8 protein-coding genes and 1 pseudogene are annotated in these 10,420 nt (G+C 56.2%); all 9 read left to right on the forward strand.

From position 1 onward, the window contains the following. Positions 1 to 8 precede the first annotated feature (8 nt). The 9 genes and pseudogenes from FHS18_RS25595 (at position 9) to FHS18_RS25630 (ending at position 10,239) form a co-directional block, all read left to right on the forward strand. Positions 9 to 1,685 (forward strand): extracellular solute-binding protein, encoded by a 1,677-nt coding sequence (locus tag FHS18_RS25595; RefSeq protein ID WP_183603229.1) that lies wholly within the window; start codon positions 9 to 11, stop codon positions 1,683 to 1,685. 113 nt (positions 1,686 to 1,798) lie between these two features. Continuing rightward, on the forward strand, positions 1,799 to 2,458 hold the full coding sequence (locus FHS18_RS25600) for a histidine phosphatase family protein (RefSeq protein WP_183603230.1): 660 nt from the start codon (positions 1,799 to 1,801) through the stop codon (positions 2,456 to 2,458). Between the two features lie 51 nt (positions 2,459 to 2,509). Continuing rightward, positions 2,510 to 3,754, forward strand: a complete 1,245-nt coding sequence (locus tag FHS18_RS25605; protein ID WP_183603231.1) for an amylo-alpha-1,6-glucosidase — start codon at positions 2,510 to 2,512, stop codon at positions 3,752 to 3,754. Between the two features lie 27 nt (positions 3,755 to 3,781). Beyond that, positions 3,782 to 6,406: an alpha-L-rhamnosidase gene (locus FHS18_RS25610; protein ID WP_183603232.1), complete on the forward strand. Its 2,625-nt coding sequence runs from the start codon at positions 3,782 to 3,784 to the stop codon at positions 6,404 to 6,406. A 245-nt stretch (positions 6,407 to 6,651) separates the two neighbouring features. Next, complete coding sequence (locus tag FHS18_RS25615) at positions 6,652 to 7,200, forward strand: GNAT family N-acetyltransferase (protein ID WP_183603233.1); 549 nt, start codon at positions 6,652 to 6,654, stop codon at positions 7,198 to 7,200. 74 nt (positions 7,201 to 7,274) lie between these two features. Then, positions 7,275 to 8,030 (forward strand): MBL fold metallo-hydrolase, encoded by a 756-nt coding sequence (locus FHS18_RS25620; protein WP_183603234.1) that lies wholly within the window; start codon positions 7,275 to 7,277, stop codon positions 8,028 to 8,030. A 17-nt stretch (positions 8,031 to 8,047) separates the two neighbouring features. Beyond that, positions 8,048 to 8,476 (forward strand): annotated as a pseudogene (locus FHS18_RS34640) (GNAT family N-acetyltransferase); the annotation flags it as partial. 99 nt (positions 8,477 to 8,575) lie between these two features. Next, positions 8,576 to 9,013, forward strand: a complete 438-nt coding sequence (locus FHS18_RS34645; RefSeq protein ID WP_246427909.1) for an acetyltransferase — start codon at positions 8,576 to 8,578, stop codon at positions 9,011 to 9,013. Between the two features lie 98 nt (positions 9,014 to 9,111). Further along, the gene (locus tag FHS18_RS25630) at positions 9,112 to 10,239 is read left to right on the forward strand and encodes a DUF2264 domain-containing protein (RefSeq protein WP_183603249.1); all 1,128 of its coding nucleotides are present in this window, start codon (positions 9,112 to 9,114) and stop codon (positions 10,237 to 10,239) included. The last annotated feature ends 181 nt before the right edge of the window (positions 10,240 to 10,420 follow it).

The following is a 10,420-nucleotide window of genomic DNA, read 5'->3' on the forward strand; positions in this document are numbered from 1 at the left end:
TGAACGGAATGAAACGCCAATCCAAAATCATCAGCACGCTCGCCGCGGCCATGGTCTGTTTTACGGTGCTTGGCGCATGCAGCAACAACAACAACTCGGCCAATGAACCTGTTGTCTCATCGAATGATGGGGGGCAGACGCAAACGAAGGAGGAACCCATCGTATTGTCGATTGTGAACTCCGCCGGAGGCACGCCGAATTTCCCTACGGGTGACCCGTTCTGGGAGGAGAATCCGGTAGCGAAGGCATTGGAAGAGAAGCTGAACATCAAGCTGAAGTGGGACGTCTACTCCGGAGTCGGCAAAGATAAATTGAATGTGACGCTAGCCAGCGGCGATTATCCGGATATCATTATGCTCTCCGATCCCGCCCGCGTTATCGCCGACAAAATCGCCATCCCGCTCAACGATTTGATCGAGACGTACGGCGGGGATCTGAAGAAGAAGTACGGTTCCGCGCTTAATTTGCTCAAGCAGAGCGACGGCAATATTTATCACTTGACGAACTCTTACCTGCCGGAAGGCGCAACGCCGCCAGGATTCGGGTACAGCCTGCAGGTGAGGACGGACATTTATGAGGCGCTCGGTTCCCCGAAGATGGAGACGGCCGACGACGTGTACAACTATTTGAAAGCCGTGAAAGAAAAGTACCCGAAGACGCCTGACGGACAAACGATGTATCCGCTCAGCGGGTACAACCGCAACTGGGGCTCCCCTTACTTCGGCATGATTGCCATGGCGGGCTCGCCGGCCGATTCCAAACTGTACATCGCACCGGACGATTCCATCACATACTGGGCCAAGGCACCATGGGCGCAAGAGGTGCTTCAGTTCTACAATAAGCTGTATCGCGAAGGGTTAATCGATCCCGAAGCTTTCACGCAAGACTATGCTACCTGGCAGAAGTCCAAACTGTATCCCGCTCGTGTCGCCGCTCACATTGGCGGCTGGAACCAGACCTACGACGTGCTGAAGACTTATACCGACGCTAAGCTGCCTAACGCCGAGAAGATGTATTTCCAGAACGTCGTCTTCAAGTTCCCGTCCGGCGACAAACCGGCCGTATTCTCCGTCAGCAAGAAAGGCAACGGAGCGATTATCATTACCGATAAATGCAAAGATCCGGAAGCGGCGATGAAGCTGCTCAATTACTTGACGACGGAGGAGGGCAATTTCCTCGCGATGAACGGACCGGAAGGGATTCAGTGGGAGATGGTCGATGGCAAGCCGACGCTGAAGCAGTCTTACCTTGACCGCTGGCTGGCCGGCGAGAAGCAGGTGAACATCGAGCAAGAAACCGGGATGGCCCATTACGCCAGGCTTGTAGGATCCGATCTCGGCAGAACCAGCTGGGGAACTTACTGGATTTTGAAGGACGATCCGATCGCGACAAACGATACGAGAGCGCAGCAAAGGGACACGGCGCTTAGTCCTTATTGGTACGACGCCACGACGATCGGAGATCTCATGGCCGACGCGGATATGGATACCTTGAACAAACAGCAGGCTGTTGACAAGCGTCTGTACGAGAACGCATTCTCCGTGATTCTGGCCAAATCCGAGGCGGAGTTCGAGGCAGAGTTCGCCAAGTTCGTGAGAGATCTTGACGCAGCCGGTGCCGAGCAGGTAGAGGCATACATGACGAAGATGCATAAGCAATACGAGAGCCAGTTATCGGGCACGTAGCGAGGCGATCGGGAGACGTTGACAACCGGCAATGGGTGGAGGGCTGAAACTTCATTCATTGCCTTTCTTGCGGCTAGACATCAGTATTCCTATCGAAAAGGAGAGTATGTGCTATGAAACTTACCTTCATCCGTCATGGACATATGGCAGGAGATCCTTTCGTATGCCCTGAACAGCCCGTAGAAGGGTGTCTATCGGAGGCATTCGGTATTCCGCAAGCCGAAGCTACCGGGGAGGCGCTCAAGCACGAATCCTATGACTATGCGTTCTCCTCCCCCTATGGACGGGCGCTGCAAACGGCCGAAATCGTCCTGGCCGGGCGTAAGACGGATATCCGTATACTGCCCTATCTCTACGAGTGGATGCCCAATCGCGAGTTGGAGCAGCTGCCCAGCACGGTCTTCGAGCAGATGCAGCGGCAGACCGGAGGCGCATACGCCGAGGAGACGTGGAAAACCGATATGGGGGAAGGGTACTACGACATGTGCGCCAGAATCATTCCCCCTTTTCTAAAGGAACTGAGCGGGATCGGCATTCACAGCCGGATGGGCGGTTTCGTTCCGGAAGAGAACGCCAAAGGGCTGTCCGTTGCCGTCTTCGGCCATGGCGGTTCGCTGGGCATCCTGCTGAACTTCTTGCTCGGCGTCCGGCCTTTCCCGGTAGGCAGTTTCTCGTTCGAGCATACGGGCGTAGCCGCCATCCAATTCACGGAACGCAGAGGCGTCTATTATCCGCAGTTGGTCATTCGCGCGCTTCATGAGAACGCCCATTAAACCGGCCGGAAGAAGTCCGGTTATCTTGGCCATACGAAGGAGTCGAGCTGTATGAGCATAATTGAAGAAGCCTATCGGCAATCCATCCAAGTCGTCGAGCGGTGCATGCATGCGATCGGCGTTAAGGCCTCGGCGCAAGCCGTGGGGTACAATCAGGTATTTGCCAGAGACAGCATGATCACGTTCCTGGGTGCATCACTTGTCGATAACCCGGACTTTCAACAATCGTTCCGGGTTACGCTCGACACGCTTGCCGATTATCAGTCCAGGCTTGGCATGATTCCGTTATCCGTCGATGTCGACAAGCCCGGCATCGAAGCCAACCAGGGCGCCGTAGACAGCAATCCCTGGTATGTCATCGGCCATGGCGTTTATTACATGCGCTATAAGGATGCGGATTTTCTGCGAAAGCATCTGGATTCCATTCGCCAAGCGATGCTCTGGCTGGACTACCAGGACAGCAACAATTGCGGTTTGCTGGAAATTCAGGAGGCCGCGGATTGGGGGGACTTGTATGCCAACCGCGGAAACGTGCTGTACGACAATGTCCTGTATTACAAGGCGCTCCTCGAATTCGCCGGCATTCAACGACTGTGCGGAGAAGACGACGGGGAAAGCCTGCGGAAGGCGGATGACGTGAAGCGCAAGCTGAATGTACTGCTCTGGCCGGGCGATGCGGAAGAGAGGTCCCGAATCGTCCGGGAGAACGGCTATTGTCAGGAATGGCTGCGGGTCATCCGAATGAGCAGCGAAACGTATTGGTTCGGCAAGTTCTATTTGCCGTACGTCTCGTTCCGGGATTTCGGCTACCACTGCGATGCGCTCGGCAACAGCTTAGCCATCCTATTCGGGATCGCGGACGAGGCGCGAATGGCTTCCATTATCGACCACTTCATCGAAACGGGGATGAACCGGCCCTATCCGATCATGGCCAACTACCCGCCGACCATGCCCGGGGACAAAGATTGGCGAGAGTACTACCGGAATGCGCATCTTAACCTTCCCTACCAATACCATAACGGGGGCGTGTGGCCGTTCATCGGCGGGTTTTATGTCGCGGCGCTGATGAAAGCCGGCAAGAAGGCTTTTGCTCTGGAGGAATTGGAAAACCTCGCGAAGGCCAATCAGATCGGGAAGCGGCAGGAGTGGGAATTTAACGAATGGCTGAACGGCCGCAGCGGCATGCCTTCTGGCATGGCGAATCAGGCCTGGTCGGCAGGCATGTATATCTTCGCTTATCATTGCGTGATGAATGACGCGTTATCGGCCGATGCAATCGGTATCGTTCAAGGTTGAAAACGGATAGAAACGGGGGATCGTGCAATGATTCATGCGACTACGGACGTCTCGGCAGGAAGGCTTGCCAATCTGCGATGCGAGTATATGACGAGGCCCTTGGGAGTCGACAAACCGCAGCCGAAACTAAGCTGGGAGCTGGAGAGCGACAAACCGAACGCGATGCAAAGCGCCTACCGGATCCTTGTCGCTTCGGACCGCTCGATGCTCGACCGGCATATTGGCGACAGGTGGGACAGCGGAACGATTGAATCCGATGCACAATATGCCGTGAGCTACGGCGGTTCCGCGCTGGGCTCCAAAACCCGCTACTGGTGGAAGGTGAAAATATGGGACCGGGATGGCGAGGAATCGCCGTGGAGCGAGGCGACTTACTTCGAGACCGGGATGTTCCGTGCCGAAGACTGGCAGTGCGGATGGTTGAACTGCGAATACCCGAACGGCCCAACGGCCATCTACTATGAGCGCAAAGCCTTTACGACCAAGAGCTTGGCTCCCCTTGTATCGGCAAGGGTATATGTCGGCGCCACCGGCAGCAAAGCGAATGCTTACGAGCTGCGAATCAATGGCGTGAAAGTGGGCGAGGATCTGATCAGTCCGGGTCAGACCCACTTCAAACGGGGCTTGTACCGTACGTTCGACGTGACGGAGCTTATCCGCCCTGGGGAGAATGCCATCGGATTGATGCATGCGCGCAAGGTCATCTTCCATCTCGACCTGCGGTATGCCGACGGCATCTCGGAAGTGATCGTCAGCGACCAATCGTGGAAAAGGCTCAAGAAAGGCCCATACGTCGCCTTGCGCTATGCAGGTGGCAGCATAACCGAGGGCAAGGGGGAAACCTATGACGCCAGGCTCGCCCCGGCAGGGTGGGATATGCCCGGCTACGACGATTCCTTATGGGGCAGGCCGATTCCCGACACCGGTCCCCTGCTGCTAACCGCGCAGCTGCAGCCCATACGAGCTATTCAAGCCATCGAGCCCGTTTCCGTGACCCGGCTTGCAGAACGCACGTACGTCGTCGATTTCGGCCAAAATTTGTTCGGGACGATCAGCCTGACGGTGAACGGCGAAGCGGGCACGCAAGTGACCGTTCGTTACGCGGAAGGGCTGAACCCCGATGGTACGATTAATTCCGGCAGCATAGAGGCCGGCTGGCTGGCTGACCCGCAGTCACAGTATGACGAATATAGGTTAAGCGGCGATGGGGAAGAGAGCTATCAGCCGGCGTTCTCCTGCCATGGCTTCAGATACGTCGAGGTTTCCGGCTATCCGGGAAATCTGACGGAAGATCGGATTACGGCCAAGGTGATTCATAGCGATATTCTGAACGGCTCCGAATTCACTTGCGCAAACGAGCTGCTGAGCAGGCTGCAGCATGGCGCGGTATGGTCATTCCGCTCCAACCTCGTGTCCGTTCCCTACGACTGCCCAACCCGAGAGAGGCAGGGCTGGCTAGGTGATGCCCACTGCCATTCCGAGGCGGATTGCTACAATTTCGACATGGCGGCCTTCTATGACAAATGGTTCGACGATATCGCCGACAGCCAATTGGAGAACGGCATCGTGCCCCTCATTTGTCCGAGCGAAGGCCATGAGTACGCGCTTGATATGCCATGGGCGGCCGCGGTCATTTTCATCCCGTGGGACTATTACATGGCCTATGGCGATAAGGCCTTCTTATCGAAACACTACGCGATGATGCAGAACTGCCTGAATTCCTTCCGCCATCATCTGGAGAGCGGGTACCTCCTGCACAACAGCCTCCTGTTCGGCGACTGGTTCGGCAGCGCGGCCGATATCTCCAAGTCCTATCTGGCAACGGCTTACTACTACCGGTGTCTGGCATTGATGGCCCGGATCGCGGAAGAGCTAGTCCATTCCGAAGATGCCGCAGTCTACGCACGATTGGCGCTGAGCGTACGGGATGGCATCAATGCCGCATTCTTGAGGAACGGCAGCTATTATGACACGAATACCCAAACGGCTAATGCCCTTGCGCTGTACCTGGGATTCGTGCCAGACGAATGCAAGGCCGCCGTGGCCAACAGTCTCGCGGAAGATATTCAGACCCGGAAGACGATGACGGTGGGGTGCCTGGGCGCCACGGCCATTCTGGCCGCATTGGCGGAGAACGGAAGGAATGACATTGCCTACGGCCTCGTCACCAATACGAATCCAGGGTGCTGGGGCTATTGGATTAAGGAATACGATTCGACCACGGCATTCGAGAGTTTTGCCGATAACCGCTCTTCCAATAACCACGCCTTTCTGGCTGGCGGGCTGGGCACATGGTTCTATAAGTACCTCGCCGGCATTTCGCCGCTTGAGCCGGGATATAGAAGAATCAAAATCAAGCCTTACTTACCTGAAGACATGGAGCACGCAAGCGCGCAAGTCCACACGGTTCGAGGCATGGTGATATCAAGCTGGCAGGTCTCCCGCACGGAACTTGCGCTTACGATTACCATCCCCCCTAATGCCACGGCGGATGTTTACGTACCCGCCGACGGTCCGATGAGGATTCGCCATGGCAGCGATCGGTATCCATTCGATTCCGACAGGCAATCGTGGACTCGGGTGGAAGGGGATTATGCGGTTTATACGGTAGGAGCCGGCAATCACGCGTTCCGCGTGGACAGAAGCAGTTAGTTAACCGTGTCGAAGACAAAAGAAGGTGAATACGGAACGCTGAAGTCCGCCTCCAATAGTTGTCCTACTATTAGGGGTGCTTTTCCGTTATGGCAAAAAGGGGCAAACGTATCCTTACAAGAGGATGACGTTACCGGCAGCCAATGACAGTTTCTCCGGTAATACCCGAACGGACTATTGGCGGAATAAGCAGGTTTTGTTACCATTTAATGTAACGAACGCGAAATGATGAAAAGGAGTATGACATGAGCTTACATTTACGAGAGTTTTGCCCGGTTACAGAGACTGAGGATCTGATTGCATTCCTGACAGGGGAATCCTGGCCGTTTCACGGCGTGGCCAAGCTAACGGAAGAGACCGTAAGAGAACAGATTGCCAATGGCCGATACCATTCCGACGAGGGGAAAAAGACGTTCTGGGCGGTCGATGAAGGGGAACAACGGGTCGGCCTTGTCCGCGTGTTTGAACTTGGCGACCCCACCCCCATGTTCGACCTTCGGATCGCGGAACGCTACCGGGGACGCGGCTATGGCTTGGCGGCCTTACGGTTGCTGGTGGAATACGTGTTCACCACCTATGAAGATAAACCCCGGCTGGAAGGACATACGCGATTCGATAACCATGCCATGCGCAAAGTCTTACATCACGCTGGCTTCGTGAAGGAAGCGGTCCACCGTCAAGCTTGGCCATCAGCGGACGGTCAGCTCCATGATTCCATCGGGTATGCGATTCTGCGCGAAGATTGGCTGCACAACACGGTTACGCCGATTCAATGGGACGACTTTCCATACTAGCGCTTTGCTGCGAGGGGGATTGTGGCCGCATAATTGGCACTCTCGAGAACGAGAAAGAAAAGGAGAATTACCATATGGCAAAAGTACACGTGCTGGACATTGCATTCACACACGGCGGAGAGCGTCACGCCATATCGCCCGTGCTCATTCAAGACGCGCAAGATACCATTCTGGTCGACTGCGGATATCCGGAATTTGTTCCGTTGCTTCAAGCCGCGGCGGAGCAGCATGGGACGACGCTAGCGACAGTTAACCGCCTGATCGTCACCCATCACGATATGGACCACATCGGTTCGCTTGCGGAGTTGAAACGGCAGTATCCGCATATCGAGATCGTCTCGCACGAATCGGAGGTGCCGTATCTGAACGGTACAAGGCAATCGCTGCGGCTGACGCAGGCGCTGGCCTCCTACGACGAGCTGCCCGCAAGCGCAAAAGAACAAGCCGAAGCGTTCATGAACCTGCTTCGCGCGGTCGAACCGGCCGGCGTCGACCGAATCGTGACGAGCGGGGAGCGGCTGCCCTGGTGCGGCGGCGTCGAGATTATTCACACACCCGGTCACATGCCCGGACATATTTCCCTCTATCTGCCTGAGCAGCGAACGCTGATTGCAGGTGACGCCGCCGTCATTGAAGAGGGGCGGCTCGCGATCGCCAATCCTCACTATGCGTTGGACTTGGCCGAGGCCGTGATGTCCGTCCGACGGCTGCTCGACTATGAGATCGAGGAGCTGATCTGTTATCACGGCGGACGTTTCGAAGGAAATATCCGGGAAGCGCTGCTTCAACTGGTCGACGCCTATTCAATCGACTATGACGAGCAGCAATAACGAATGGAGGTAACAACATGAGTCTATTTTTGGAGACGGAGCGTCTGACCTTGCGCGCCTATGTCTGGGACGACCTTACGAGGCTGAACGAGTTGTTGTCGGACGCCGAGACCATGCGTTTCTGGCCCGCGCCGTTCACCTTGGAACAGTGCCGCGATTGGCTGTCGCGCAATATTGCGCGGTACCAGGAAGGTTACGGTCGGCTAGGCGTATTCGCCAAACAGAATGGCGCCTATGTGGGAGATGCGGGCCTGGTCTTAATGCCGATTAACGGGAAGCCGGAATGGGATTTGGGGTATATCATCCATGCCAGCCAATGGGGGCATGGTTATGGACCGGAGGCTGCGGAGTCGCTTCTTCAATACGGGTTTCTTCGCTTGGGCTTGAGCCGGATATGCGCGAATATGCCCGTCGACCACCTTCAGTCGAGGAGAGTCGCCGAGAAGCTTGGGATGAGGCTCGAAACGGAGTTTAGGAATCCGCGCAACCGGGACATTCCCACCTGTTTGTACGTGACAGGGCAATCTTCGGAAGCCGGGTGGTCGTTGTCACGAGCCGATCAGGAGGAACATGAATTGCTCACCGCCATCTGGGAACGTGCGGTGCGGGCCACCCACGGCTTTCTGGCGGAGGCGGATATCCAATTCTACCGCAGCCTGGTGCGGGAACATGCGCTAAGCGCGGTCGAATTGTGGGTAACGCGAGGGGAGGACGGGACTCCGGTCGGCTTCATGGGGCTCGCCGACATGCGGATCGAGATGCTGTTCGTCGATCCCGATTATCATGGACGGGGGATTGGCAGCGCACTGATCCGGCATGCGGAGAGCATCAAGGGACTCCCGCTCGAAGTCGACGTGAATGAGCAGAACGAGGGAGCCTATGCCTTTTACTCCAAGCATCGTTTCGTGAAGACCGGCCGTTCGGATACGGATGGATCCGGCCGGCCCTTCCCGTTGCTGCATCTGAAGTTGCAGCGCAATTAAGCTACATTATCGCACAACAAATCATCATTCTGGCGGGGTTATAATGAGGAGGTACAATCATTCGGGAGTCAGGAGGCCGTCGTGTGGTTCATGAGACAATGGATCGAGAGCAATGGTTAGCGTGGATGCTGCAGATCGCAAGTCCCGTGTTGGAGGCGCTTGCGAATCGAGAGCTGAAGCAACGAATGCCCGTTCAAGCCAAACGGGATGATCGCGGCGGATATACATACTTGGAAGCGCTCGGACGTTTGCTGGCCGGGATGGCGCCTTGGCTGGAGCAAGATGGCTTGTCCGGTAAGGAAGAAGAGCTTCGCAGCAAGATGGCTCATTTGGCGAGAGAAGCCATTGACGCGGCAACGGATCCGGTATCGCCGGATGTCATGAATTTCGCGATCGGCGAGCAACCGATTGTCGATGCCGCATTCTTGGCCCATGCGCTCATCCGGGCACCGAATGCGCTGCTCGGCCAGCTGGATGAACGAGTGAAGCGCAATCTGATCCATAGCTTGAAGTCGACTCGGTCCAGAAAACCATTTTATAGCAACTGGCTGTTGTTCGCCGCGATGACCGAGACGGCGATCTATCTGCTCGGCGACGATTGGGATCCGATGCGCATCGATTATGCGCTGAAGAAGCATGAGGAATGGTACTTGGGCGACGGCGTCTATGGGGATGGCCCGGCGCACCATTGGGATTACTATAACGCCTTCGTCATTCAACCGATGCTCGTCGATATTCTGCGGACAATCGGACCGAAGTTTCCGGAGTGGTCCCGATTAACGCCGGACGTCATCCGCCGGGCGGCTCGCCATGCGGCGCAGCAGGAGAGGCTGATCTCTCCCGAAGGGACGTTTCCTCCGATCGGGCGCTCGCTGGCGTACCGGTTCGGCGCCTTTCAGCTGCTGTCGCAGGCCGCGCTTCAAGAATGGCTGCCCGCGGAGATTGCGCCCAACCAAGTCCGCTGCGCCCTCACTTCCGTTATCCGCCGCATGATCGAGGCGCCCGGCACCTTCGATCGGGATGGCTGGCTGAGGATCGGCTTCTGCGGCGATCAGGAGGATATTGGAGAAGGGTATATATCCACCGGCAGCCTGTATTTGTGCGCGACGGTGTTCTTGCCGCTCGGCCTTCCCTCGGAGCACCCGTTCTGGCATGGGCAAGCAGATTGGACATCCAAGAAGGCTTGGTCCGGGATACCGTTCTCCATCGATCAGGCACTGGAATGAAATAGGGTTATAACTCGGGTCTGCCTGCGGGCAGGCCTTTTTCTATGGTTAAGAGAGGAACAAGCCATTCCTGGCAGAAGGAATGGCTTCAGGCTGTCGAGAAAGTCTCGACAGCCTTTCTTATGCTCAATGAATTTAACACGACACCGCGTTAATGTTGTATAATGGAAGTAACCATTAA

The sequence above is a fragment of the Paenibacillus phyllosphaerae genome, from assembly GCF_014192105.1.
GTDB lineage: Bacteria > Bacillota > Bacilli > Paenibacillales > Paenibacillaceae > Paenibacillus_Z > Paenibacillus_Z phyllosphaerae.

What these genes read in the sequence shown, in the direction of transcription:
- FHS18_RS25615 (WP_183603233.1), top strand. Translation starts at nt 6,652, where the DNA reads ATGAGCTTACATTTACGAGAGTTTTGCCCGGTTACAGAGACTGAGGAT.
- FHS18_RS25620 (WP_183603234.1), top strand. Translation starts at nt 7,275, where the DNA reads ATGGCAAAAGTACACGTGCTGGACATTGCATTCACACACGGCGGAGAG.
- FHS18_RS25595 (WP_183603229.1), top strand. Translation starts at nt 9, where the DNA reads ATGAAACGCCAATCCAAAATCATCAGCACGCTCGCCGCGGCCATGGTC.
- FHS18_RS25630 (WP_183603249.1), top strand. Translation starts at nt 9,112, where the DNA reads ATGGATCGAGAGCAATGGTTAGCGTGGATGCTGCAGATCGCAAGTCCC.
- FHS18_RS25605 (WP_183603231.1), top strand. Translation starts at nt 2,510, where the DNA reads ATGAGCATAATTGAAGAAGCCTATCGGCAATCCATCCAAGTCGTCGAG.
- FHS18_RS25600 (WP_183603230.1), top strand. Translation starts at nt 1,799, where the DNA reads ATGAAACTTACCTTCATCCGTCATGGACATATGGCAGGAGATCCTTTC.
- FHS18_RS25610 (WP_183603232.1), top strand. Translation starts at nt 3,782, where the DNA reads ATGATTCATGCGACTACGGACGTCTCGGCAGGAAGGCTTGCCAATCTG.